18 protein-coding genes are annotated in these 24,788 nt (G+C 73.9%); 7 read left to right on the forward strand and 11 right to left on the reverse strand.

What is annotated here, in order from left to right:
- Positions 1-21: 21 nt before the first annotated feature.
- Complete coding sequence (locus C4J65_RS03705) at positions 22-846, reverse strand: M15 family metallopeptidase (RefSeq protein WP_115741081.1); 825 nt, start codon at positions 844-846, stop codon at positions 22-24.
- A gap of 149 nt (positions 847-995) precedes the next feature.
- Here C4J65_RS03705 and C4J65_RS03710 point away from each other — a divergent pair, with 149 nt between their 5' ends.
- Positions 996-2,621 carry a GGDEF domain-containing protein gene (locus C4J65_RS03710; RefSeq protein ID WP_115741082.1) on the forward strand — a complete coding sequence of 542 codons (1,626 nt, stop codon included), beginning with the start codon at positions 996-998 and terminating at the stop codon, positions 2,619-2,621.
- 166 nt (positions 2,622-2,787) lie between these two features.
- On the opposite strand, the gene C4J65_RS03715 is transcribed toward C4J65_RS03710, so the two are convergent.
- The 4 genes from C4J65_RS03715 to C4J65_RS03730 are packed head-to-tail and all read right to left on the reverse strand — an operon-like array spanning position 2,788 to position 7,075.
- On the reverse strand, positions 2,788-3,393 hold the full coding sequence (locus tag C4J65_RS03715; protein ID WP_115741083.1) for an ATP/GTP-binding protein: 606 nt from the start codon (positions 3,391-3,393) through the stop codon (positions 2,788-2,790).
- Positions 3,394-3,442: 49 nt separating this feature from the next.
- Complete coding sequence (locus C4J65_RS03720; protein WP_115741084.1) at positions 3,443-3,838, reverse strand: DUF742 domain-containing protein; 396 nt, start codon at positions 3,836-3,838, stop codon at positions 3,443-3,445.
- A gap of 10 nt (positions 3,839-3,848) precedes the next feature.
- Positions 3,849-4,283, reverse strand: a complete 435-nt coding sequence (locus tag C4J65_RS03725; protein ID WP_052837959.1) for a roadblock/LC7 domain-containing protein — start codon at positions 4,281-4,283, stop codon at positions 3,849-3,851.
- Positions 4,280-7,075, reverse strand: coding sequence for a nitrate- and nitrite sensing domain-containing protein (locus C4J65_RS03730; protein WP_115746283.1), 2,796 nt, complete (start codon positions 7,073-7,075; stop codon positions 4,280-4,282). Before C4J65_RS03730 ends, C4J65_RS03725 begins: the two co-directional genes overlap by 4 nt.
- 419 nt (positions 7,076-7,494) lie before the next feature.
- Between C4J65_RS03730 and C4J65_RS03735 the strand changes: the two genes are divergently transcribed.
- A complete protein-coding gene (locus C4J65_RS03735; protein ID WP_115741085.1) occupies positions 7,495-8,034 on the forward strand; it encodes a hypothetical protein in 540 nt (179 codons plus the stop codon).
- A 40-nt stretch (positions 8,035-8,074) separates the two neighbouring features.
- Here C4J65_RS03735 and C4J65_RS03740 read toward each other — a convergent pair whose 3' ends face one another.
- Together C4J65_RS03740 and C4J65_RS03745 are read right to left on the reverse strand one after the other, a co-directional pair.
- A complete protein-coding gene (locus tag C4J65_RS03740; RefSeq protein WP_205350952.1) occupies positions 8,075-9,283 on the reverse strand; it encodes an FAD-dependent oxidoreductase in 1,209 nt (402 codons plus the stop codon).
- Positions 9,280-9,606 (reverse strand): bifunctional 3-phenylpropionate/cinnamic acid dioxygenase ferredoxin subunit, encoded by a 327-nt coding sequence (locus C4J65_RS03745; protein ID WP_115741086.1) that lies wholly within the window; start codon positions 9,604-9,606, stop codon positions 9,280-9,282. The genes C4J65_RS03740 and C4J65_RS03745 overlap by 4 nt, the downstream gene beginning before the upstream one ends.
- A 292-nt stretch (positions 9,607-9,898) precedes the next feature.
- Between C4J65_RS03745 and C4J65_RS03750 the strand changes: the two genes are divergently transcribed.
- The 5 genes from C4J65_RS03750 to C4J65_RS03770 all read left to right on the forward strand — a co-directional run bounded on the left by C4J65_RS03750 (position 9,899) and on the right by C4J65_RS03770 (position 16,651).
- On the forward strand, positions 9,899-10,642 hold the full coding sequence (locus C4J65_RS03750) for an IclR family transcriptional regulator (protein WP_115746285.1): 744 nt from the start codon (positions 9,899-9,901) through the stop codon (positions 10,640-10,642).
- 176 nt (positions 10,643-10,818) lie between these two features.
- The gene (locus C4J65_RS03755) at positions 10,819-11,904 is read left to right on the forward strand and encodes an S-(hydroxymethyl)mycothiol dehydrogenase (RefSeq protein ID WP_115741087.1); all 1,086 of its coding nucleotides are present in this window, start codon (positions 10,819-10,821) and stop codon (positions 11,902-11,904) included.
- Positions 11,901-14,354 carry an FAD-dependent oxidoreductase gene (locus C4J65_RS03760; RefSeq protein WP_115741088.1) on the forward strand — a complete coding sequence of 818 codons (2,454 nt, stop codon included), beginning with the start codon at positions 11,901-11,903 and terminating at the stop codon, positions 14,352-14,354. The genes C4J65_RS03755 and C4J65_RS03760 overlap by 4 nt, the downstream gene beginning before the upstream one ends.
- A gap of 21 nt (positions 14,355-14,375) precedes the next feature.
- Complete coding sequence (solA, locus tag C4J65_RS03765) at positions 14,376-15,524, forward strand: N-methyl-L-tryptophan oxidase (RefSeq protein ID WP_115741089.1); 1,149 nt, start codon at positions 14,376-14,378, stop codon at positions 15,522-15,524.
- Positions 15,521-16,651: an aromatic ring-hydroxylating dioxygenase subunit alpha gene (locus C4J65_RS03770; RefSeq protein WP_115741090.1), complete on the forward strand. Its 1,131-nt coding sequence runs from the start codon at positions 15,521-15,523 to the stop codon at positions 16,649-16,651. The genes solA and C4J65_RS03770 overlap by 4 nt, the downstream gene beginning before the upstream one ends.
- On the opposite strand, the gene C4J65_RS03775 is transcribed toward C4J65_RS03770, so the two are convergent.
- The 4 genes from C4J65_RS03775 to C4J65_RS03790 all read right to left on the reverse strand — a co-directional run bounded on the left by C4J65_RS03775 (position 16,648) and on the right by C4J65_RS03790 (position 24,758).
- Positions 16,648-21,312 carry a hypothetical protein gene (locus C4J65_RS03775; RefSeq protein WP_115741091.1) on the reverse strand — a complete coding sequence of 1,555 codons (4,665 nt, stop codon included), beginning with the start codon at positions 21,310-21,312 and terminating at the stop codon, positions 16,648-16,650. The genes C4J65_RS03770 and C4J65_RS03775 overlap by 4 nt on opposite strands.
- 124 nt (positions 21,313-21,436) lie before the next feature.
- A complete protein-coding gene (locus tag C4J65_RS03780; RefSeq protein WP_115741092.1) occupies positions 21,437-22,318 on the reverse strand; it encodes a hypothetical protein in 882 nt (293 codons plus the stop codon).
- Positions 22,319-22,406: 88 nt separating this feature from the next.
- Positions 22,407-23,933, reverse strand: coding sequence for a hypothetical protein (locus C4J65_RS03785; protein ID WP_115741093.1), 1,527 nt, complete (start codon positions 23,931-23,933; stop codon positions 22,407-22,409).
- A gap of 129 nt (positions 23,934-24,062) precedes the next feature.
- Positions 24,063-24,758, reverse strand: a complete 696-nt coding sequence (locus C4J65_RS03790) for a GntR family transcriptional regulator (protein ID WP_115741094.1) — start codon at positions 24,756-24,758, stop codon at positions 24,063-24,065.
- Positions 24,759-24,788 lie beyond the last annotated feature (30 nt).

A 24,788-nucleotide genomic window follows, 5' to 3' on the forward strand; every position in this document is an offset into this window, starting at 1 on the left:
GGGACGGCTCCGGCAGGCCGGTCAGCGGCGGTCGGAGAGCGACTTCGCGGAGACGGGGAAGTCGAAGTAGGTGTCGGGGTAGGGCTCGGGCTGGTAGGTGAAGTGCCACCACTCCTCGGGGAGGTTCACCAGGCCGAGGTCCTCCAGGGTGTCCTTGAGCAGCAGCCGGTTGGCGCGCTGGGCGCCCTGGACTCGGGGGTCGAGGGTGTGCGAGCGGGTGTCGAAGCAGTCGTAGCCGGTGCCCATGTCGACGGAGTTGTCGGGGAAGCGCTCGTCCTTCGGAGCGAAACAGGACACCAGGGGCTGTCCGGGGTGGTACGGGCGAGTGGGCTTCGCCGGGAGCCGCACGAGGGTGAGGTCCATGGTGGAGCCGCGGCTGTGGCCGGACTTCTCGGCGATGTAGCCGTCGGCGAAGAGGCGGGTCTTGTCGACGTCCGGGTAGAACTCGGCCTTCATGTCCTGGTCGTCGAGGTCTTCGGCCCAGCGCACGAAGTGGTCGACGGCGCGCTGGGGCCGGTAGCAGTCGTACACCTTGAGGGAGTAGCCCTGCCGCAGCAGGCGGGTCTGGGCGAGGTGGAGGGCTTCGGCCGCGGGGCGGGTGAGGATGCACAGGGGCTGCCGGTAGCCGTCGATGCGCTCCCCGACGAAGTTGTGCGCGGTGACGTAGCGCATCTCCTCGATGATCGTCGGGTCGACGGCGCGCAGGGCCACGAAGTCCTCGGGGGCCCTCGGTTCGTGCCGTGCCTGCGCGGTGGCGGGGGCGGACGCGGCGGGGACGGCGGTGACGGCGAGCAGGGCGGCGAAGGTGGTGGCCAGACCGCGGAGGGCGGCGGAGAGTCGTGTCATGTCCCCTGCATTTATCAGGGCGGGGCTCCGGGAGGGAAGTGGGCGGCACCGCGACTCGCCGGACACACGCTGCGTGAGCGCACCGGAATCCTGCGTGAACGTCGCGTGAACCGGGCCCGGGTGGGAGCCTGCCGCGCCATCCTGCTCCCGTGCGCTCCTGGACGGACACTCTCCGCTTCGCCTTCCAGCCGGTGGTCAACCTGATGACCGGCGGGGTCGCGGCGCTGGAGATACTGGCCCGGCCGGAGAGCGGCGACGTGCTCGCCGAGGCGCGGCGCGATCCCGAACTCGACGGCCTGCTGGCGGTGTCGGCGCTGCGTGCGGCGGTGCGCCGGGAGACGCTGCTGCCGCTGCACGTCAACGTGTTCGCGGGCACGCTCGCCGACCTCGGTGGTCTCCAGCCCCTGCACGACGCCGTGCGCGAGGCGGGGCGGCTGCCGTGGGAGGTGACGCTGGACGTGTGCCCGCCGTACACGCACGTGCCGCGGCGGGCCCTGCTCGACGCGGTGGGCGTGTTGCGCGGGCAGGGGTTCCGGATCTCGGCGGACGGGGTCGGTGACGGGGACGCGCCGTTGCGGCTGCTGGCGGATCTGGCACCGGAGCTGGTGAAGCTCGACGCGTCGCTGCTGGCGCGGCCGGCGGCCGTGCGGGCGATGCGGGTGCTGTGCGACGAGTCGGGGGCGCTGCTGGCCGTCGAGGGCGTGGAGACGGAGGCGCAGTGTGCCGTCGCGCGGTCGGCGGGGGCGCAGTTGGCACAGGGCGAGCTGTTCGCACCGCCCGCCCGGCTGCCCGCGGCGGATGTGTACGTTCCGCCCGGCTCCCCCGGTCTCGTGCCGACGCCTCGGCCGGGGCCGCCGGTACGGCAGTTCGTGCGCCCGGCCGCGCTGTTGCCGGCGACGGCCTCGGCGGGGCGGGTGCGGGCGCTGCTGACCGGGTCGCCGGACGTCTCCGGGGTGCTGCTCGTGGACCGGGACGGGATTCCGGTGCGCTCGGTGCACCGCTCCCGCTTCCTGTTGTCGATGTCGGGGCGCTACGGGCACGCCCTGTACGCCGACCGGCCCGCCGCGAGGCTCGGCGACCCGCCGCGGACGGTGGGCGTCGACGCGACGGCGTGGGAGGTGCTGGACGTGGTGGCCGTCGGTGGTCCGAGCCGTACGTCGGACGACGTGGCCGTGGTGGACGCCCGCGGACGGTGCGTGGGCGTCGTACGGCTCTCGGACCTGGTGCGGGCGCTGGCGGAGAGCCGGGTGGAGGAGGCGGCCGGGCTCAATCCGCTGACGCGGCTGCCCGGTTCGGACGCGATCACGTACGAGGTGGACCGGCGGGTCGCGGCCGGGCGGGCGTTCGCTCTGAGCTGGCTCGACGTGGACCACTTCAAGCAGGTCAACGACGGGGCCGGGTTCGCCGCGGGCGACGAGCTGATCCGGTCGGTCGGGCGGACGCTCGTGCGGACGGCCGGCGGGGGGACCCGCGTGGGGCACATCGGCGGTGACGACTTCCTGGTGCTCTGCGACCCGGAGGTGCTGGATCCGCTGGCTTCCGCTGTGCTGGACGTGTCGTGGTCGGCCGGCGGGCGGCCCGTCACGCTGTCCCTGGCGACGGTCCTGTGCGCGCCGGGCAGCGTGCCCGACCACCGGCGGGCGGCGGCCTGCCTGGCGCCGCTGAAGAGGGCCGCGAAGGCGTTGCGCGGGGCGAGTTGGGTGCTGGGCAGGCCGGACCTGCCGGGCCACGAGGTCAGGCGCGGCACGGACCGGACGACGGCGCCGGCCGGCTGAGCCGGCGGGGCCGCCGTTCCGCGGGGGGCCGTGCGGGCGGGGCCGCGGTCGCTGTGCGGGTTCCGGTCGGCCTTCACGACCGACGTGCGCCGGTGGAGAAGGGTGCGGCCGCACGGACGACGGGGACGTGCCCCTGGCGGCGTGCGGCGGCCCGGCCGGCGGGCTCTCAGGTCGGGACGGCCCGGCGGCGGTCCGACGCCTGGGTCATCGCGTGCTGGACGACGCCGATGAGGACCTCCTTGACGGACTCCCGGTCCCGGGCGTCGCACATCACCAAGGGCACGTCCCCGTCGAGATCGAGGGCCTGGCGGACGGTCTCGCCCGGGTAGCGCGCCGATCCCTCGAAGCAGTTGACGCCGACCACGAACGGGATGGAGCGCCGCTCGAAGTAGTCGATGGCGGCGAAACAGTCCTCCAGGCGCCGGGTGTCGGCCAGCACGACGGCACCCAGCGCGCCCTCGGACAGCTCGTCCCACATGAACCAGAACCGCTCCTGGCCGGGCGTGCCGAAGAGGTACAGCACCAGGTCCTCGCGCAGGGTGATCCGCCCGAAGTCCATGGCCACCGTGGTGGTGTGCTTGCCTTCCACGCCGCTGACGTCGTCGACGGGCCGCCCGGCCTCGGTGAGCAGCTCCTCGGTGCGCAGCGGCCTGATCTCGCTGACCGCGCCGACGAGGGTGGTCTTGCCCACGCCGAATCCTCCGGCCACCAGGATCTTGAGCGTGACGGGCTCGACCGGCGGCTTGCCGCGCTGGGAACGCCCGAAGATCATCGGTCTCTTCTCCTTAACCTGCCGCCGCCCGACGGGCCCGGGGGCCGGCTCACAGTGCCCTCAACCCGCTGATCACGTCGCGCAGAATGTTCTCGTCCGGCAGTTCGGCCGGGGGCACGGGGCGGTTGACGTGGACGAGTTCGATGTCCACGAGGTCACCGACCAGGACCCGCACGACCCCGATGGGGAGGTCGAGTCCGGCGGCGAGCTCGGCGATCGACTGCGGGGCGTCGCGGCACAGGCCGACGATGTCCACGTGCTCCGGGGAGAGGGTGACGTCCGCCTCCGGATCGTCCGCGTGCGGTTCCGTGACGACCACCGCGATCAGGTCGAGGCGGTGCTGGGCCGCGCTGCTGGTGCGGCCGCGCGTCATGGCGTACGGACGGACGACGGGGCCGGCCTCGTCGTCGAACCAGTGGTTTCTTCCCTGACCGTCTGCGCTCATGTCATCCCACTTACCCGCCCGAGGGCAGATCGGTGCGCGGCGCGGTGCCCAGATGCACGCCGACCCGCTTGACGAGCAGGGTCATCTCGTAGGCGACCTGGCCGACGTCCGAGTCCGCGTCGGAGAGGACGGCCAGGCAGCTCCCGTCGCCGGCGGCCGTGACGAACAGGAAGGCTTCGTCGAGTTCGACGACGGTCTGCCGGACGCTGCCCGCCTCGAAGTGCCGGCCCACGCCCTTGGCCAGGCTGTGGAATCCGGACGCCACGGCGGCCAGGTGCTCGCTGTCCTCCCTGGTCAGGTCCTTGGACACACCCGTGGCCAGGCCGTCGCCGGACAGGACGACGGCCTTGCGGATGCTCGCGACGCGGTCCACCAGGTCGTCGAGGAGCCAGTTCAGCTCCCCGGACTTGGTCGCGGTGTGGCCGGTCGCCTTCGGTGCGGTCATCGACCGTCCCCCTTTGTCGTTCCTCGTGGTGCTGATGGTGCTGTGCCGCCGGGCGGGTCGTCACCCGTGGCGTTCTCCTTGCGGCCGCGCTGCCAGCCGCGCTGGAGCGAGGCCATGCGGCTGCGTACCTCGTCGGCGTCACGGTCGGCGGGGTCGGAGCGGTCTTCGGCGGCCGGTTCGGGGCTCTGCCTGAGCTGAGGGGCCAGACTGGCCTGCCGGACGCGTCGGGGCAGCGCCCCCGCCTCGGCGTCCGGGGGCGGAGCGTCCGCGCGCGCGGAGGGCGCGCCGCCACTGCGCTCGGTCGTGGGGTCCTCGGTGCGGTCGGTGACGGGATCCCGGGTGCGGTCGGCGGAGCGATCTCCGCGTCGGCGGGCGGGCAGGGCGGGCAGCTCGTCCGCCCGGGTGCGGGACGCGTTCGGGGGCTCCGTCCGGTCCGGGCCGCCCTCGGTCGGCCCGTCGGCGCCGTTCCGGGCGCCGCGTTCGGCGACGGGGCGCCCGTGCGAGCTGACCAGCTTGGGGGTGCGGCGGCGGGGCAGTGCCACCGGTGGGTTCGCCCCGGTTTGGTCCTCGGCCGTCGCCTCACCACCCTGCCGGGGCTCGGGGCGTCGCGGTCCGGTGCGGCGGGCCACCTGGTCGTCGTCGGCCGCGACCAGGGAGCGGCGCGGGCGGAACAGGCCGCCGCGTTCGCTGTCCTGGTCGTCGAGCGCGCCCGGGAGGTCGTCGAGAGCGTCCAGGTCTACGGGCGCCTCCAGTTCGACGGGTCCGTCCAGCAGCGCGGCCGGGCGCTCCGGGAGCCGTGCGGGCACGTGGGAGAGGGCGGAACGGCGGTTCTCCTCCCGCTCCTTGTCCTTGACGTGCTGGGGACGGTCGAGGCGGAAGCCGACGCCGTTGGTGTCCGGGGCGTCGTCGGTGAGCAGCGCGTCGGGGACGAAGACGACCGCGGTGGTGCCGCCGTAGGGGGACGGCTGCAGGGAGACCCGGACGTTCTGCCGCTGGGCCAGCCGGCTGACGACGAACAGGCCGAGCCGGTCGGTGTCGGACAGCTCGAACTCGGGTGTCTCGGCCAGTCGGAGATTGGCGTCGAGAAGGGCGTCGGCGGCCATGCCGAGGCCGCGGTCGTGGATCTCCAGGGTGAAGCCGTTGGCGACGCGTTCGCCCAGGACCTGCACCGCGGTGTGCGGCGGCGAGAACACCGTGGCGTTCTCGAGGAGTTCGGCCACCAGGTGGGTGAGGTCGGCGACCGCGGGTCCCGTGACGGCGACGCGCGGCAGCCTGCGGACCTCGATGCGCTCGTAGTCCTCGACCTCGGCGACGGCGGCCCGCACCACGTCCATCAGCTGGACGGGCTTGCGCCACTGCCGGGAGGGTGCGGCGCCGGAGAGGATGACCAGGCCCTCGGCGTGCCGGCGCATGCGGGTGGTCAGGTGGTCCAGGCGGAACAGGTCGGCGAGTTCCTCGGTGTCCTCGGTCCTGCGCTCCATGGTGTCGAGCAGGGTCAGCTGCTTGTGCAGGAGGACCTGGCTGCGGCGCGCGAGGTTGACGAAGACCTCGGAGACGCCCGAGCGGAGTTCGGCCTGCTTGACGGCGGCTTCCACGGCGGCCCGCTGGAGGGTGTTGAGGGCCTGGCCGACCTCGCCGATCTCGTTCCGGTCGTACTCGAGGCGCGGTACCTCGGTCTCGACGTCGACCTCCTCGCCCGCCGACAGGCGGCGCATCACGCTGGGCAGGCGGACGCCGGAGGCCTCGTGGGCCTCCAGGCGCAGCTGCTTGAGGTCGCGGATGAGGGAGCGGCCGATGCGGACGGAGAGGAAGAGGGAGTACAGCAGGGCCAGCAGGCCGAGCGCTCCGGCGACGACGGCCTTGGCGATGGTGCTGGTGGCGACCGGGTCGACGCGGTCCTGGTAGCGGTCGGCGGCGTTGTCGTCGAGTTCGCCGAGTTCCTTCAGGACGCTCCCGGCGGCGGTGTCCCAGCTCTTGGCGGTGACTCCGCGCGGCGTGCCGGTGTCGGAGGAGACGGCGGCCTGCTCGGCGACCCGGAGCGGGGCGGAGGAGGCGTTCTTCCAGAAGCGCTGGTAGCGGCCGCGTTCGGTGGAGGGCAGCAGCGGCAGGTTGATGTCGTACATCACGGTGCGCTGCGCGACGAGGTCGGAGACGTCCCGTATCTCGGTGCGGCTGAGCCGCCCGGTGACCAGCGCGGAGCCGAGGAGGGCGTCCTCGCGGGAGAGGAACTCCCGGGCGCGGGAGACGTTGACGAGCGCGCGGTACTGCTTGTCGAGGCCCACGTCGTCGACGACGTTGAGGTTGGCGAGCAGATCGTGGCAGGGGTCGACCAGGCGGTTGTAGAGGCCGAGGGCCTGGGCGCGGTTCACCGTGCCGTCCTCGACGCTGCGGCGCAGGGAACCGAGGCCGTCGAAGGCGTCCAGTACCGCGGTGAGCCGTTCGTCCCCGGCCTGGCCGAGGTCGTCCCGTACGCCGGCGTCGGCGGCGTTGCGGCGGATCTCGGCGACGGCCCCGTCGGTGGCGGTGCGGCTGCGCTCCAGCGCGGCCAGCCCGTCGGAGGCGCGGGGGTCGGCGAGGTGGACGAGGGTCTGGCGGCGTTCCTGCTGGAGGACCCGGACGGTGTCCTCGACCGGGTAGCCGATCTCCTCGACGACGGTGGAGACGCTGAACAGCCGTGCCGCCTCCCGGCCCGTCAGTACCGTGGCGAAGGCCCAGATCGCGGTCAGGGACACCAGCGGCACGAGCAGCAGCGCCACGATCTTCCGGCGGATCGACTTCCCGCGAAAGCGCATGGCCTCCCCCAGCTCGACCCCCACCGGCGGGGGTACTCATGTGCGTCAACAAACGGCGCGAGCCTACTACTGACGCACAGGTAACTCGAAGACCCGTCCGGAGGCCGAACTTCCGCACCCGGGGCGGGCGATGGTCAGTTGTCCGGTCATTGCGGGAGATTGCCTCCCGGGATCGCCGGACGGGCGCGACGCGGTCGCGACGGCGTGACGGGGGGATTGGCCGAAATTATTCGACTGCGCGGGACTTTCGGGAATCTTGGGGAGCCGTCGTTCGTCCTTCACTACGGGAAACGGAGGCGGAATCGGCCACAGGAGCCGCGTCCCGCCCCTGGGCGGCGTAAAGCAGTGCAAGCCGGGCAGTCAGAGGGGAGACGTGTCCTCGGACACGGACGAGCGGTCTGCCGGCGGTGGGGAGTGACATGTTGATGGGCACGGCGGAGCGGCGCGGGACGCCCGCGGACGACGGTGCGGCCGAGGTGACCGGGGTGCGGGTGCCCGCACCGGCGGCGCCGGATCGTGACGTTCCGGCGACCGGGCCGGACACCCGGGCGGGCGAGCGGCCGTCGGGGTACCGGCCGTTGTGGAGCGAGGAGCCCGCGCGGCGCCGCCGGATGCCGGATCCGGTGCGTACGGCGGCCGTTCGCGCGGTGCTGGTGGTCGCCGTGACGCTGATAATGGCGATGGTGGCCTTCCTGTGCACGCTGGCGGAGTCCTGGCTGGCGTTCCCGATGGTGCTCGGCAGTGTGGCGGGCACGGTGGTGGCCACTTGGGGCGTGCTGGACGTGTGGGTGACCCGGCAGGTGTGGAACCAGCGGCACGGTGTCGTGTCGGTGCCGAGCAGCACCGCGCGGGCCATGCGCCGCGAGCGTCGCCGGGCGAGGCGGCAGGCGCGGGCCGCCGAGCGGGGCCCGGGGCGGATAGGTCGTCGGGGCGGCGCGGGACAGCTGTCGCACCCCTGAGCGGCCGGGCGGCACCGTCCGGACGGCGGGAGTCGCCGGACTACGCCGGCACGGCCGGGTCGGCCTCGCGGGCGAGTTCGCGGCGCGCCCTCAGGAAGGAGCGGGGGCGGTCCACGGCGAGCACGGCGGTGGTCCGGCCGTTGCGTTCGTAGTGGGCGAGAAGACCGTCCTCGCCCGGAGCGCCGTCGTTCACCCCGCCCTCGACGACGCGGACGGTGTCGCCCACCCGTCGCCGGCCGGCGAACTGAAGGCGGGCGCCGTACTGGTCGGACCAGAAGTACGGAACCGACCTCGCGCTCTCCACCGTGCGTCCGGCGAGCAGGTTGGCCACGGCAGCCCGGGGCTGCCGGGTGGCGGAGGTCCAGTGCTCCGCGCGCGTACCGCCGACGCGGGCCACATCACCGACGGCGATTACCTGCGGCAGGGATGTCACACAGCCGCCGTCGCACAGGACGCCGTCGTTCAGGAGCAGCGGCGAGCCCGCCAGCCAGGCGGTGTTGGGCGTGGCTCCGATGCCGACGATCACCACGTCGGCGGGCAGGGCGCGCCCGTCGGTGAGTGCCACCCCGGTGACGGTCCCGCCGCCCCGCAGCGCGCTCACTGAGGCGCCCGTGACCAGCGCGACACCACCCCGGCGGTGCAGCGCGGCGCACACGGCGGCCATCTCGGGTCCGAGCTGGGGCGCGAGGGGGAGGGCGGCGGCCTCGACGACGGTGACTTCGTGCCCGAGGGCGGCGCACGAGGAGGCGGTCTCCGCGCCGATGAATCCGCCGCCGACGACGACCACCCGGCGTGGCTCGCGGGTGAGTTCGGCGCGCAGGGCGCGGGCGTCGTCCAAGGTGCGCAGGGTGTGGACGCCGGGCAGTCGGTCGCCGGACGATTGGTCGCCGGACGGTCGGCCCCAGGTCAGGGACCGGGCCGACGCGCCGGTGGCGACGACGACGCCGTCGGTGGAGAGGGTGCGTCCGCCGTCGAGCAGGACGGTACGCCCGCGCGCGTCCAGCCCGCGGGCGCGGACGCCGAGCAGCCACTCGGCGTCCAGGCCGGCGGTCTCCTCCGCGTCGGTGAGCGCCAGCCGGTCCTCGTCGGCCCGGCCGGTGAGGTACTCCTTGGAGAGGGGCGGCCGGTCGTAGGGCCGGTGCGGTTCGTCACCGACGATCACCAGTCGGCCGTCGAAGCCCTGGGCCCGCAGTTCCCGGGCGGCGTACAGGCCGGCCAGCGAGGCGCCGACGACGGTCACGGTCCTCATGCGGCGCTCCCCTCCTCGGCGGCGAGGTGGACGTGGACGACACCGTCGCCGTCGACGGAGACCCGGTGGGTGCGCACGGGCCTGCGGGCCGGGAGGCAGGTGGGCCGGCCGGTGCGCAGGTCGAACGAGGCGGCGTGCAGCGGGCATTCGACCAGGCAGCCCTCGAGCCAGCCCTCGGACAGGGAGGCGTCCTGGTGGCTGCAGGTGTCGTCGATGGCGTAGAGACCGCCGTCGTCGGTGTGGAAGACGGCGATCGGCGGAGTGGACGCGACGCGGGCGGACTCGCCCTTGGGGAGGTCTTCGAGGCGGCAGACCGGAATCATGGGGGCTCCCCTCTCGGTCCGGAACGCGGGTCCTGTCGGGCCGCGGTACGCGTGCCCTTCCGGGTTCCGGACGCTTGGGTAACATGATGTTTCACATGGCGCACTGGAGAGCGCTATGCGCAACAGAATCCGGGGCGGGTGCCCGTGCCGTCAAGGGCTTCCCGCGGACGCGGTCCCCACAGGGCCGTCAGGTGATGAGAGTTGAGCCATGACCCGCACACAGAGGCAGCCCGACCATCGTGAGGACCGCGTGGCGAACAAGCAGGCCGGCGGCAGGGGCGCGGCCGGCGCCGTGCAGTCGGTGGACCGCGCCGTGAGCGTGCTGGAGATCCTCGCCCGGCACGGCGAGGCGGGCGTCACCGAGATCGCCGACGAGCTGGAGGTGCACAAGTCCACCGCCTTCCGGCTGCTCGGCGTGCTGGAGAACCGAGGCCTGGTGGCCCAGGAGAAGGAGCGCGGCAAGTACTACCTGGGCGCCGGCGTGCTGCGCCTCGCCGGGGCGGCCGCGGTACGGCTGGACATCTCGCAGGAGGGCGTGCCGCTCTGCCGCGAACTCGCCGACGAACTCGGCGAGACGGCGAACATCGCGGTCTTGGACGACGACGCGGCGGTCAACGTCATGCAGGCCCGCGGCATCGCCTCGGTGACCGCGCAGAACTGGCTCGGCCGGCGCACCCCGCTGCACGCCACCGCCAGCGGCAAGGTACTGCTGGCCCATCTGCCGCCCACGTTGCGCGAGGGCCTGCTGGCCCGCCCGCTGCACCGGTTCACCGAGCACACCGTCACCGGCGCGGCGGTGCTGCGCGGCGAGTTGGAGACCGTGACCGGGCAGGGCTACGCGATCACCCAGGAGGAGCTGGAGATCGGGCTGGCCGCGGTGGCGGCACCCGTCCGGTCCCACGACGGCAAGGTGATCGCGTCGATCAGCGTCTCGGGCCCGGTCTACCGGCTCACGCCGGACCGCCTGCCGGACCTGGCGAAGCGCACCTCGGCGGCGGGGGGCGAACTGTCCCGCCGCATGGGCTACGGCGGCTGACCGGGCGTCAGGGTCCGCGCGGACAGCCGGGCGAGCCGTCTCGGCGCGTTTCGGCCGTCCCGTTCCCTTTTGCCGAGGGGTTGACCCGTACCTCTTGACGGCTCCTGGACAGCGTTCTCACTATGTTTCTCATCGCGCAACCCATCGTGCTATGCGCAACAGCAGAGGAGCTTGTCGTGCCACACGAGGTCCGTGCCGTAGTCGCTGTGAAGAGGGGCGCACCCGTCGAGGTGCAGACGATCGTCGTCCCGGATCCGGGGCCCGGCGAGGTGCTGGTCGCGGTGCAGGCCTGCGGGGTCTGCCACACGGATCTGCACTACCGGGACGGTGCGGTCACGGACGACTTCCCCTTCCTGCTGGGTCACGAGGCGGCCGGCACGGTCGAGGCCGTCGGCGAGGGCGTCGGCGGCCTCGCGCCGGGCGACTACGTGGTGCTGGCGTGGCGCGCTCCCTGCGGGGGCTGCCGGTCCTGCCGGCGCGGCCGCCCCTGGTACTGCTTCCAGTCGCGCAATGCCGCCCAGCCGATGACACTGCCGGACGGCACCCCGCTCACCGCCGCCCTGGGCATCGGGGCGTTCGCGGAGAAGACGCTGGTCGCGGCCGGTCAGGCGGTGAGGGTCGACCCGGCCGCCCGGCCCGAGGCCGCAGGTCTCGTCGGCTGCGGGGTGATGGCCGGATACGGCGCCGCCGTGCACACGGGCAAGGTGGGACGGGGCGACTCGGTCGCCGTCATCGGCTGCGGCGGCGTGGGCGACGCGGCGATCGCGGGCGCCGCCCTGAACGGCGCCGTGAAGGTCATCGCGGTCGATGTGGACGGCCGGAAGCTGGACCGGGCGGAACGGTTCGGCGCCACGCACACCGTCGACTCGCGCGGCACCGACCCGGTCGAAGCGGTCCGCGCCCTCACCGACGGCCACGGCGTGGACATCGCGATCGACGCGGTGGGCCGCCCGGAGACGTTCCGCCAGGCCTTCTACATGCGCGACCACGCCGGAGTGCTGGTCCAGGTCGGTGTCCCCACGCCCGGGACGACGGTGGAGCTCCCGCTCGCCGACGTGTTCTCGCGCGGCGGCGCGATCAAGTCGTCCTGGTACGGCGACTGCCTGCCCAGCCGCGACTTCCCGTTCCTGATCGACCAGTACCTGCACGGACTGCTGGACCTGGGTGCCTTCGTCTCGGAGACGACGACGCTGGACGGGGTGGAGGAGGCGTTCGCCAAGATGCACCGCGGCGAGGTGCTGCGCTCGGTGGTGGTCCTGTGAACACCCGTGACCCCGGCCGCCCGCCCCGCGTGGTGGTCATCGGCGCCGGCATCGTCGGCTGCTCCCTCGCCGACGAACTGACCGCCCGCGGGTGGACGGACGTCACCGTCCTCGAAAAGGGCCCGCTGCCCGCCCCCGGCGGCTCCACCTCGCACGCGCCCGGCCTGGTCTTCCGCACCGGTCCGTCCCGCACCCTGACGGCCTTCGCCCGGTACACCGTCGAGAAGTTCACCTCGCTCACCTCGGCCGGTGTGCCGTGCTTCCAGCAGGTCGGCGGCCTGGAGCTGGCGACCACTCCGGAGCGCCTCGCCGACCTGCACCGCCGGGCCGGGTACGCCGCCTCCTGGGGCGTGCGCGGCGAGATCGTCGGCGCCGCCCGCTGCAAGGAACTCTGGCCGCTGCTCGACGCGTCGGTGGTCCTCGGCGGCTTCCACACCCCGGAAGACGGCCTGGCCCGCGCCCTGCACGCCTCCGGCGCCCAGCTGGACCGAGCCGTCGCCCGCGGCGCCCGTGCCCTGGACCGGCACACCGTCACCGGCATCGAGCGGGCGGACGGCAGGGTCACGGGCGTGGTCACCGACCGGGGCGCCTTCCCGGCCGACCACGTCGTCTCGGCGGCGGGTTTCTGGGGGCCGGTCGTCGGTCGCATGGCGGGGGTCGACGTCCCCCTGCAACCGCTCGCCCATCAGTACGCGCGGACCGGGCCATTGCCCGAGCTGCGCGCCGCCACGGCGGAGGCCTCGAAGCCGATCCTCCGCTTCCAGGACCGGGACCTGTACTTCCGCGAACACGGCGACCGTCTCGGCATCGGCTCCTACGCCCACCGTCCGCTGCCCGTGGACCCCTTCACCGTCCCCGGTCACGACGAGGCCCGCGCCCGGGGCATGGACATGCCGTCGTCGTACCCCTTCACCCGGGAGGACTGGGCGCCCAGCTGGGAGGACTGCCGTCGGCTGATGCCGGACCTGCGCCGGGCCGGGATCGAGTCCGGGTTCAACGGCGTCTTCTCCTTCACCCCGGACGGCATGCCGGTCCTCGGCGAATCCCGCCTGCTGCGCGGGTTCTGGCTGGCGGAGGCGGTCTGGGTGACCCACTCGGCCGGGGTCGCCAAGGCCGTCGCCGAGTGGATGGTGAACGGGCGGCCGTCGATCGACGTGCACGAGTGCGACCTCACGCGGTTCGAGGAGGCGCAGCGTTCGCCGGCGTACGTCCGTGACCGTGGTGCACAGCAGTTCGTGGAGGTGTACGACGTCGTCCACCCGCTCCAGCCGATGGAGCGGCCGCGGCCGCTCCGGGTGAGTCCCTTCCACACCCGTCAGCAGCAGCTCGGCGCCTACTTCCTGGAGGGCGGCGGCTGGGAACGCCCGCACTGGTACGAGGCGAACGCCCCTCTCGCCGCGAACCTCCACCTGCCCGAGCGTGACGCCTGGTCGGCCCGCCACTGGTCCCCGATCGCGGCGGCGGAGGCACACGCCACCCGGGAACGGGTCGCCCTGTACGACATGACCCCGCTGCGCCGCCTGGAAGTCGCCGGCCCCGGAGCCCTGGCCTTCCTCGACCGCATGACCAGCAACAACCTCCGCAAGAAGCCCGGCGCGGTCACCTACACGCTCCTCCTCGACGAAAGCGGCGGCATCCGCTCCGACCTCACCGTCGCCCGCCTCGCCCCCGACCGCTTCCAGGTCGGCGCCAACTCCCCCGCCGACCTGGACCACCTGCTGCGCCACGCGCCGGACGGTGTCCACGTCAGGGACATCACCTCCGGCACCTGCTGCGTCGGCGTCTGGGGCCCGCTCGCCCGCGACCTCGTACAGCCGCTCACCCCGGACGACTTCTCGCACGAGGCGTTCGGCTACTTCCGCGCGAAGGAGACGTACGTCGGCCACGTCCCGGTCACCGCACTGCGTCTGAGCTATGTCGGTGAGCTGGGCTGGGAGCTGTACACCACGGCCGACCTGGGGCTCAGGCTCTGGGACACGCTGTGGGAGGCCGGGCGCGGACTCGGCGTGATCGCCGCCGGGCGGTCCGCCTTCAACTCCCTGCGGCTGGAGAAGGGGTACCGGGCCTGGGGCACGGACATGACCGACGAGGACAACCCCTACGAGGCGGGCGTCGGCTTCGCGGTCCGCATGGACAAGGCGGACTTCCTCGGCAGGCAGGCGCTGGAGTGCGCGGGCGAACCGGAACGGCGGCTCACGCCCCTCCTCCTCGACGACCCCGCCGCCGTGGTGCTCGGCAGGGAACCGGTGTACCTGGACGGCGCCCCCGCCGGGTACGTGACCAGCGCCTCGTACGGCTACACCCTCGGCCGCTGTGTCGCGTACGCCTGGCTCCCGGCGGGTCTGTCGGACGGCACCGGCGTGCACGTGGAGTACTTCGGCGAGAAGGTGCCCGCCACGGTCGCCGAAGAGCCCCTGTTCGACCCGAAGATGACCCGCATCCGCCGTTGACCGCCCCCAGGAGGTCCCGAGTTGTCCCCCACCTACGACGTGATCGTCATCGGTCTCGGCGGCATGGGCAGCGCCGCCGCCCACCACCTCTCCGCGCGGGGCGTGCGCGTGCTGGGCCTGGAGAGGTTCGGCCCGGTGCACAACCGGGGCTCCAGCCACGGCGGTTCGCGGATCACCCGCCAGTCGTACTTCGAGGACCCGGCGTACGTCCCGCTGCTGCTGCGCGCCTACGAGCTGTACGAGGACCTGGAACGGGCCACCGGCCGGGACGTGGCCCTGCTCTGCGGCGGGCTGATGATCGGCCGCCCCGACGCGTGGACCGTCTCCGGCTCGCTGCGCTCGGCCCGCCAGTGGGACCTGCCGCACGAGATGCTGGACGCCCGGGAGATCCGCCGCCGCTTCCCCACGCTCACGCCGGACGACGACGAGGTCGCGCTCCACGAGGCCAAGGCCGGGCTGCTCCGGCCGGAGAACACCGTGGCGGCGCATCTCCAGCTCGCCACCCGGCAGGGCGCCGACCTGCACTTCGACGAGCCGATGACCCGCTGGGAGCCGTACCGGGACGGCGTGCGGGTGCACACCGCCGACCACACCTACACCGCTTCCCACCTGGTGATCTGCCCGGGGGCGTGGGCGCCGCGGCTGCTCGCCGACCTGGGTGTGCCGTTCACCGTCGAGCGGCAGGTCATGTACTGGTTCCAGCCACGCGGGGGCATCCGACCCTTCCGACCCGCGAACCATCCGATCTATGTCTGGGAGGACGCGGCCGGCGTCCAGGTCTACGGCTTCCCGGCCATCGACGGCCCCGACGACGGAGCCAAGGTCGCCTTCTTCCGCAAGGGGCGGGCCACGACCCCCGAGACGATCGAGCGCACCGTGCACGAGCGCGAGGTCCGGGCCATGGCGGACCACATGTCCGGCCGCATCCCCGATCTGCCCGGTACCTTCCGCAAGGCCGCGACCTGCATGTACACCACCACGCCCGACGAGCACTTCGTCATCGCCCGCCACCCGGCGCACCCCGACTCGGTCACGGTGGCGTGCGGTTTCTCCGGACACGGCTTCAAGTTCGTGCCCGTGGTCGGGGAGATCCTCGCCGACCTGGCCCTGACCGGCACCACCGCGCACCCCATCGGTCTCTTCGACCCCGCCCGAGGAGTACGCACGTGACGACGACTCCCCTTCCCCCCAGCCTCGTTCCGACGCTGCCGGGCCACTACTACACCGACCCGGAGATCTTCCGCGAGGAGCAGCGGCACGTCTTCGAGGCGCTGTGGTTCTGCGCCGTGCGGGGTGCCGACCTCGAACGGCCCGGCGCCTTCCGCACCGTGCAGGTCGGCCGCGAGAGCGTGCTCGTCACGCGGACCCGCACCGGCGGACTGCGCGCCTTCCTCAACATCTGCCGGCACCGCGGCGCCCGGCTGTGCCTGGAGGAGTCCGGCGAGGTGCGCCGCACCCTCCAGTGTCCGTACCACGCGTGGACGTACGACCTCGACGGCAGGCTGGTCGCCGCGCCCGACCTGCCGAAGATGACGGACGTCGACCGGTCGGCGTACGGCCTGGTCGAGGTGGCCCTGCGGGAGTGGCTCGGCTATGCCTGGGTGTGCCTGGCCGAGGAGCCGCCCTCGTTCGAGGAGACGGTGTGCGGGGCGGTGGTCGAACGGCTCGGCGATGCGGCGGCCGTCGAACGGTACGGGACCGAGGGGCTCGCGCTCGGCCGGCGTGTGCGGTACGACGTGCGGGCGAACTGGAAGCTGATCGTCGAGAACTTCATGGAGTGCTACCACTGCGCGACCATCCACCCGGAACTCACCGACGTCCTGCCCGAGTTCGCCGACGGATACGCGGCGCAGTACTACGTGGGGCACGGTGCCGAGTTCGGTGAGGGGGTCAAGGGCTTCACCGTGGACGGCAGTGAGGGCTTCGGCAGGCTCCCCGACGTCCCGGACGGCCAGGACCGTCGCTACTACGCGGTCACCGTGCGGCCCGCGGTCTTCGTGAACCTCGTGCCGGACCACGTGATCCTGCATCGCATGTTCCCGCTGGCCGAGGACCGCACGGTGGTCGAGTGCGACTGGCTGTACGCGCCCGAGGTCGTGGCGTCCGGGGCGGACCTGACGAAGTCGGTGGAGCTGTTCCACCGGGTCAACGCCCAGGACTTCGCGGCCTGCGAGCGGACGCAGCCGGCGATGGCGTCCCGGGCCTACCGCGCGGGCGGGGTGCTGGTGCCGACCGAGCACCACATCGGGATCTTCCACGACTGGCTGCTCGGCCGGCTCGGCTCGCGGCCGTCCTAGGCAGGTGACTGGGCCGGACGCTTGAACATGCGGGTCGCGGTGATCTCACTGTGCACCGCCTCGCCCTCCCCCTCGGCGGCGGGCGTCGGCTGGGGCAGGCCGGGCCTGAGGTGCTCCTCCACGCTGATGTACTTCAGGCCCGCCCGGAGGTCGGCGTCGTTGCGCAGCCGGATGACCAGCGGGAACTCGGCCAGCGCGGTCGTGTCGAACAGGCCGGTGGTGTACAGGAGCTGGACGCCGAGGGCGTCGGACACAGCCCGCTGGAGCTCCAGCAGATAGGTGGCGTTGGCGCGGCCGATGGGGTTGTCGAGGAACAGGGTGCCGGCGTGGCGGTGCCGGTCGCGGCCCCGGTCGTTGCTGCGCAGCGCGGCCATCGTGCAGTACAGGGCGATGGCCGCGGTGAGCAGCTGGCCGCCGGAGAAGACGTCGCCCATCTGGCCGACGGGGACGCGTTCGGCGCGCAGTACGGCGTCGGGCTTGAGGATCTCGACGGCGACGCCCTTGGGCTGCAGGGCGGCTCCGACGCCGCGCAGCAGCAGGGACATGCCGTCGCGGCGCAGGTCGGAGTTCTTCTTCACGGCCGCGCGGGTCGCGTCGTCCACGACCTCGCCGAGCCGCTCGGTGAGGACGGCCTGGTCGGGCTCCTCGAAGCGGATGCGCAGGAACTCCTGCCCGGACCACTCTCCGAGGCCCTCCGGCAGCCGGGACAGCCGCTGGGCGGAGCGGAGGGTGGCCAGCGCGGACTCGACCAGGCCGCGCAGCCGGTCCACGATCGAGTCGCGGTTGCGCTCCAGCTGGGCCAGCTCGTCGGTGAGGACACGGAGCCGGGGCGCGAAGGCGTCCGCCCACTTGGCGGCGTGCTCGGGCAGCGCGGCGGCGGGCAGTTCGCGGATCTGCTGGCGGGCGGGCGTGCGGACCTGCTCGTAGCGGGTGGAGTTGGCGTGCCGGACGAGGACGTCGCTCGCCTCGCGCACGGCGGCCTCGGCGGCGGACAGGTCGGCGGCGCAGCCGCGCAGCGAACGGCGGGCCTCGGCGGCCGACCGGCGGGCCTCCTCCAGGTCGCCCGCGTAGGGCTCGGGCTCCTCCTGCTCCTCCTCGGGCGCGTGTTCGCGCAGCAGGTCGCGGAGCATGGCGGCGATCTCGTCGAAGCCGCCGGCCGCGTCCTCGGCGGTGCGGTGCGCGTCGAGCAGTTCGGCGTGGGCCTCGCGGGCCCGGGCCAGGGCCTCGGTGCAAGTGGCCAGTTCGGCGGTCGCCGTGCGCAGCAGGGTCTGGGCGTGCTCGGCGTCGCGCGGCAGGAGCTCCTCGGGGAGGTCGGTGTGGGTGTCGCCGTCCTCGGGCGCGTGCCGTTCGGCCTCGCCGCGCAGCCGGCCGAGCTGTTCGCTCGCGCTCGACATGCGTGTTTCCAGGAGCTGTACCAGTTCCTCCGCGCGGGCGGCGGCGGCCTGCCGGGAGGGTCCGTCCGAGCCGTCGGGCGACTCCAGGAGCTGCGCGGCGCGGGTGCGGACCTTGTTGCTGAGCCGGTCGAGATCCGCGCGGGCGGCGCTCTCGTCGCTCTCCGCGCGGGCCTGTTCGGCGCGCAGGTCGGCGCCGACGCCGACCTTCTCGTACACCTGGGAGGCGGCCCGGTAGGCCTCACGGAGGTCGGGCAGGGACGTCTTGGGTGCTTCGCCGCCGTCCCCGGGTGCCTCTTCGGGTACGTCGTCGGGGGCGCCGGCGATCTCGGCGCGCTCGGCGCGCAGCGCGCGGGCGGTGCGGCGGGCGTCGTCGGCGGCGCGCTGGGCGGCCCGCCGGTCCTCGTCGGCGGCGCGGGCCCGCTCCAGGCGGGCCTGGGCGCGGGCCTCGGCCTCGGCGGCCTCGTCGGCCAGTTCACGGACCTTGACCTGCCAGCCGGCGCGTTCGCGCAGCCGGAAGGCGAGTCCGGCGAGGGCGTCGGCGGCGCGGCGGGCCTTCTGCGCGGCCTCCTGCCGCTCGTCCCGCAGGTGGACGGCCTCGGCGGCGCGCTCGTCGGCCTCGGCGCGCAGGCTGCGGGCCTCGGTCAGCTCGGCCTCGGTCTCCCCGGCGAAGGCGCGGGCCTCCTCGGCGGTCCGGGCGAGCTCGGCGAGGCGTCCGGTGGGGCAGCCGGTGCGCCAGGAGGCGAGCCGGGCCGCCAGCTCGCGGTCCTTGCCGAGGCGGGCGGCGAGGGTGCGGATCTCCTCGTCCCGCTCGCCCGCCCGCGCGCGCAGCGCGTGCCGTTCCTCGTCGGCGGCCAGCTCGTCGTGCATGGCCGGGTTCGGCGGTACGAGGAAGACGTCCCCGGCGCCGGACTCGGGGCCCGGGGCCGGGGCGAGGAGGGCGGCGGCCGTGCCGACGGCGACGGCGGAGCGCGGCAGCAGGGCCGCGTCGCCGAGGATTTCGCGGGCGCGGGTGTGCGAGTCCGGGTCGGTGATGATCACGCCGTCGACCAGCTCCGGGCGGGCGGCCAGCACGCGCGCGTGGTCGGCGGGGTCGACGGCCTGGGCGAGGTAGCGCCAACCCGGCAGGGCGGGGATGCCGTGCTCGCCGAGGAACTCGACGGTGGCCAGCACGTCCGGTCCCGGCGGCAGGAGTCCGCCGTCGCCGAGCGCGCCGAGGATGCGGGAGTCGTCGGCCGCGGCGGTGCGCAGGTCGAACAGCTGGCGTTCGGCGGAGGTGACGGTGTCGTCGAGCAGTTCGCGCAGCTCGTCGGCGAAGCGGTCGAGTTCCTCGGGGGTCAGGGCGCCGTCCGCCGCGTCGGGGGCGGCGGCCCGGTCGTCGCGGTCCGTGTCCCTGCGGGGCTGTGGGATGCCGGGGCGGGCCTCGGCGGCCAGCCCGAGCAGCTCTGCGAGCCGCTCCTCCGCGGCCAGTGCCTCGGCGGTGCGCCGCTCGGCCTCGTGGGCGCGCTCGGCCGCGGTGGCGGCGTCCGCCGCGCGGGCCGCGGTCAGTTCGGCGCGGCTCTCGGCGGCGGCGGCCTCGCGCGCGTGCTCGGTGGCCCGGCGGGCCGCCTCGCGGGCGGTGTCCCAGGCGGCGACGGTGGTCTTCTCCGCGTCGCTGGCCGCGAGGGCGGCACGGGCGGGGTCGGCGTCGGGCGCGCTGTCGTCCAGCCAGCCCGCGCGGACGGCCTCGGCGGTCTCCTGCTCGACCTCGGTGAGGCGCTGGCGCAGGTGTCCGGCTTCGCTGCGGGCGCGCTGCGCCTCGGTGGCGGCGGTGGTGGAGTCCCGGTGGGCGGCGTCGCTGACGTCCTGGAGGGCGGCGGACCTCGCCTCCTCCTCGTTGGCGTGGTACTCGGCCTTTCCGGCCGCCGCGTGCAGGGCGCGGACGAGGGCTACGGCGGCCTTGGCGCGGGCGGCGAGCGCCGGGGCGGCGTCCCGCTCGGCTTCCTGGATGGCCGCGGACACGCGGGCGACCCGGTCGGCGGCCGCCCGGTGGCGCAGGACGGCCTCGGCGGCCTGCCAGGCGGAGTGCAGGGTGCGGGCCTCGGCCAGTTCGCGCTTCTGCGCGGCGGCGGCCTTCTCGGCGCCGGTCAGGGCCAACGAGGCGTGCCGGTAGGCGAGTTCGGCGGCGATGAGGGCGCTGCGGTCCCGGGCGGACTCGGCGTGCGTGACGGCGTACGCGGCGGCCGTGACCCGCTGGGCGAGGTCCGAGGCCCGCACCCGCTCCTGGGCTCCGCGCGCGGTGAGCCGCCGGGCCAGGTTCCTGGTGCGGCGTTCGGCGCCGGTGTGGATGTCACGTGTGCGGGTGCGCGCCTCGGCGGCTTCGACGATCCGGCCCAGGAGGTCGACGGAGCCGGCGGTGAAGTCGCGTTCGGCGATCAGCTCGGCACGTCGGCCGAGCTTGTTGCCGAAGCCCCCGACCAGGTCGGCGAGGCCGTCGGTGTCGCGGGTGTCGGTGACGGCCCGCAGCAGCAGGTCGGTGAAGTCGGAGTCCTTCTTGACCGCGAAGAGGCCGGCGGCCTCGCCCTCGTCCGCGTTCATCTCGCGCTGGTAGCGGAAGAGTTCGGGGTCGAGTCCGAGGTCGCCGAGGTGCTCGATCCAGCGGTCGTGGATCTCCTCCCAGTGCACCTCCAGGTACGGGTAGGCCTTGCCGGCCTCGGTGAGCGCGTCCCGGAAGCCCTTCATGGTGCGCCGCCTGCCCTGCGCGCCGGAGGCTCCCTCGACGGGCGGGCGGACGGCGGTGGCCTCGGCGACCGGCAGGTTGTCCAGGGTCAGTCCGGGGCCGGGCCGGAAGGAGTACCAGGCCTCGGCGAACTTCCGCGGGTCGCCCGAGACCTGTCGCCCGCGCCACTCGCTGACCTTGCCGACGACGACGCACTCGCCGGTCTGCACGTGCTGCCACTCCAGCGCCACGTGACCGCAGTCGTCGGCGAGCAGGAACTTGCGCAGCACGCCGGAGCTGGCGCCGCCCAGGGTGTTGCGGTGGCCCGGCAGCATCACCGAGAAGATCAGTTTGAGGAGTACGGACTTGCCGCCGCCGTTCTCCAGGAAGAGCACGCCGGCGGGCGCGGGCCGGCGTGGCGGGCCGACGGGCTCCTCTTCGAAGAACTCCGCCTGCGTGGGGGCGGGGTCGGGCACGGGTTCGCCCACACCGCGCAGGTCAAGCACGGTGTCGGCGTAGCGCGCACCGGCGGGTCCGATGGAGTAGAGGCGGACCCGGGACAGCTCGTACATGGCGGACTCTCGTAAGTCTTCGGACGTCGGGGACGGTGGGGCGGATGCGGTCGGTTCGGACGGGCACGGTTGTGCGGACGGCGGCGGTTGTGCGGACGCGGGCGGTAGTGCGGACGGGGGCGGATCAGGAGGAGTGGAAGGGCAGGCCGGCGTCGGCGACCAGCTCCAGGTCGTCGCTTTCCTCGGCGGGCAGCAGCGTCGCGGTGCCGTCGGTGACCGGGACGACGCCCAGCTCGAGCAGCTCGGTCATGGCGGCGCTGCCCGCCATGTCGCGCACCTGGAGCTGATAGCGGGCCGTCGTCCGGTAGGTGCCGCCGTGGTCGTCGCCGGTGCGCTGGAGGAAGCCGGACTCGGTGAGGAACGCGGCGGCCTTGCCGACGATGCCGGTGGTGGAGCCCGGGAGTCGGCGCGCGTCCTTGGTGGCGCCGGTGGCGCTGCGCCTGACCCAGATCCGCCAGGCGGCCTCCAGGCCCGGGGCGTCGGTGGCCGGGTCGGTGTTCTCGCCCTGCTGCTCGGCCCGCTCCTCGAGTCTCCGGCAGGCCTGGCGGACGAAGGCGTCCACGCCGTTGACCGTGACGCGGCCGATGTAGCCGTCGTCGGCGAGGTCCTCGGGGCGCGGGTAGGCCATGGCGGCCACGGCGAGGTGGGCGAGGCCGTGCAGGAAGCGGTCGCCGGAGTCGGTGGCGGCCCGGCGCGCGTAGTCGCCCATGCGGACGGCGAAGACCGAGTCCTCGGCGGCGGTCACGGCCATCCCCGCGCGCGGGGACACCTCCAGGACGATCAGCCCCAGGCCGGCCGCCACGGCGTCGGCGAGCCGGGCGAAGGGCGGATCCTCGCGGTAGCGGCGCAGCAGGTCGGCGTACTCCTGGTCGCGGGCGGGCAGCAGCTTGGGCTGGAGGCCGAACGCGACGAGCCGCGCCGCGTCGGCGGCGTCGGCGGGCGTGACGGCCGCCGTGGCCGGCGCGGCGCCCGCCTCCGGTTCGCTCCGGTCGACGTACTCGGTCACGGTCGGTACTCCTCGCTGTGCTCTCGCGCTGTGCCGCGGTGGGGGGTCAGGGGGTGGCCAAGGCGGTCGGAGGGGTGGTGCGGCCCGGTCATGCCGCCTCCGTCCGGTCCGCCGCCATTCCCGCCGCGTCCAGCAGCGCCGTGCCGACGATGAGGTCGGCGCCACCGAACTCGGGGTCGTCCAGCTCGGTGCCGTCGTCGACCGCGAACAGCAGCTTCGGCTCCCCCTGGCGGTAGGCGGTGCCGACCGGCGGGCTGGCCGCGTGGACGGCCAGCAGCGCGACGAGGTACGGCAGTTCGGCGTCGCGGGCACGGGCGTCGGCCAGCAGCCCCGAGAGCCGGCGCGGGGCGTCGTGCGGCAGGTCGAGCAGCTCCATGGCCGCGGCGAGCTGCTCCTCGCTGAAGCGGCTGTCGTCCGGGGTGGCGATCAGGTCGGGCTCCGGCATCTCTGCGCCCAGGTGCTCCCGCTCCACGGGTGGGGTGAGGAGTATGTCGACGAGGTCGCCGACCCGGACGGAGACGGGCGTGCGCAGGCCGGTGCCGCGGGCGAAGAAGGCGTCGGTGACGCGCATCGCCCGCTCCACGGGCAACGGCAGCACGGGGGCGACGAGATGGCCGTACAGGTCGAGTCCCGAGGTGGTCAGCGGGGTGGCGAAGGCCTGCCGGTCCTGTTCGGCGCGGAAGAGCGGGCCGGCCTCCAGGAGGCGGGACTGGAGCTGGGTGTGGCGGCGGATGCAGTCCTTGACGATGTCGACCAGCTCGGCGGCGCGGCGTTTGTGCTCGGCGTCCTCGGTCTCGTCGCGGGCCTTGCGGATGTTGGTCAGGATCGCGTTCTCGTGCCGGTACCGGTCGGCGACGTGGTCCAGAGCCTCGGCGATCATGTCCGGGACGGCGCCGAGCCAGTCGACCGCGCGGACGTTGCGCCGGGTGGCGTCCAGGGCGCGGCGCAGGGTCTCCGAGTACTGCACGGTCCGGTACCGGGCCTGTTCGGCGGCGAGCTGGGCGTCGGCGAGGCGGCCGCGGCTGATCAGCACCTCGAGCTTGACCTCGGCGGCGATCTGGGCGCTGGTGACGTCGGTGTCCAGGGCGCCGACGAGGACGTTGACCGCCTCGTCGGTGGTACGCAGGTAGACGGTGCCGCCGGGGCCGGGAACCTCTTCGAGCAGTTTGAAGTCGTAGTCGCGGCGGACGTAGGTGCCGTCGGGCCCGAAGGTGCCGTACACCGCGCGGAAGCCGCGGTCGACGCTGCCGACGTTGATCAGGTTCTCCAGGACCCAGCGGGCCACCCGTTCGTGCTCGGCGGCGGGGCGGGGCGGTGCCTGGGCGGCGACGCGCGGGATCAGCCTGGCCACTATCTGGTCGTGGTCGGCGCCGGTGTCGAAGTCCATGTTCAGCGTGACGAGGTCGATGGCGGCGAGGGCGACCTCCGCCATGCCGTACACCGAGTACTCGCCGGCGAGATTGGCCTTGCGTGCGTCGAGGTCGTGCAGCGGCGCCGTGCAGGCGAGCGCGCGCAGCCGCCGCGCCAGCCCCTCGTCGGCGGCCGGACCCGGTGCGGGGCGCGGCCCCGCGCTGAGCTGGGGCGGAACGCTGTCCGTCGATGCAGGCGAAGTCACGGTGCACAGACTAGGTCCTCGGTCTGACATCGGCCCAAACGACGCAGATGGGCCCCGGCGGGCACCGTGGCCGGCCGCCGTGCCGCCCGGGGGCCGGCCGCCGTGCCGCCCGGGACCTGCCCTCGCGCCCTACCCCTCGTCCCCGACCCGTCGCAGGTAGACCTCCACGACGCGCTTCAGCGAGTTCTCCAGGTAGACCGCGAGCAGCCGCGCCGCCGCCTCCCGCTCGCCGCTCTCCAGCGTCGCGAGGATCTCCGCGTTCCGGGCGATGTACGGCTCGTGCAGCCGGCGGGGGTCGTCCACGACGTGGAAGGCGAGGCGCAGTTCGGCGAAGACGCTGCGCATCAGTTCGTCGGTGCGCTCGCTGCCGGCGAGGGCCACCAGTTCCCGGTGGAAGTGGATGTTGGCCGTACCCACGCCTTTCCAGTCACCTTCGCGGGCCGACCTCCGCCCGTCCTCGACGGCCTCGGCGAGGCCGTCCAGCGGGTACGGCGGCTCGCCGAGGCCGCGGACGACGGCGCACTCCACGAGGGAGCGGGTGCGGTAGATGTCCTCGACGTCCTCGACGGTGAGGACCCGGACGAAGACGCCCCGGTTCAGCTCGTGGACCAGGAGCCGTTCGTGTGTGAGCAGGCGGAACGACTCGCGCAGGGTGTTGCGGGAGACGCCGAGGGCGCCACCGATGCTGTCCTCGGACAAGCGGGTCCCGGGCGGGAAGTAGCCCTCGGCTATCCGGCTCCTGAGGATGTCCGAGACCCGCTCGGCGGTGCTGGTGCGCCCGAGGAGGGCGCGGTCGTCGGCCAGTCCCGTCAACTGCTCTGCCATGCCCGGAATTCAATCGCAGATACCAGAACG

This window comes from Streptomyces sp. CB09001 (assembly GCF_003369795.1).
GTDB lineage: Bacteria > Actinomycetota > Actinomycetes > Streptomycetales > Streptomycetaceae > Streptomyces.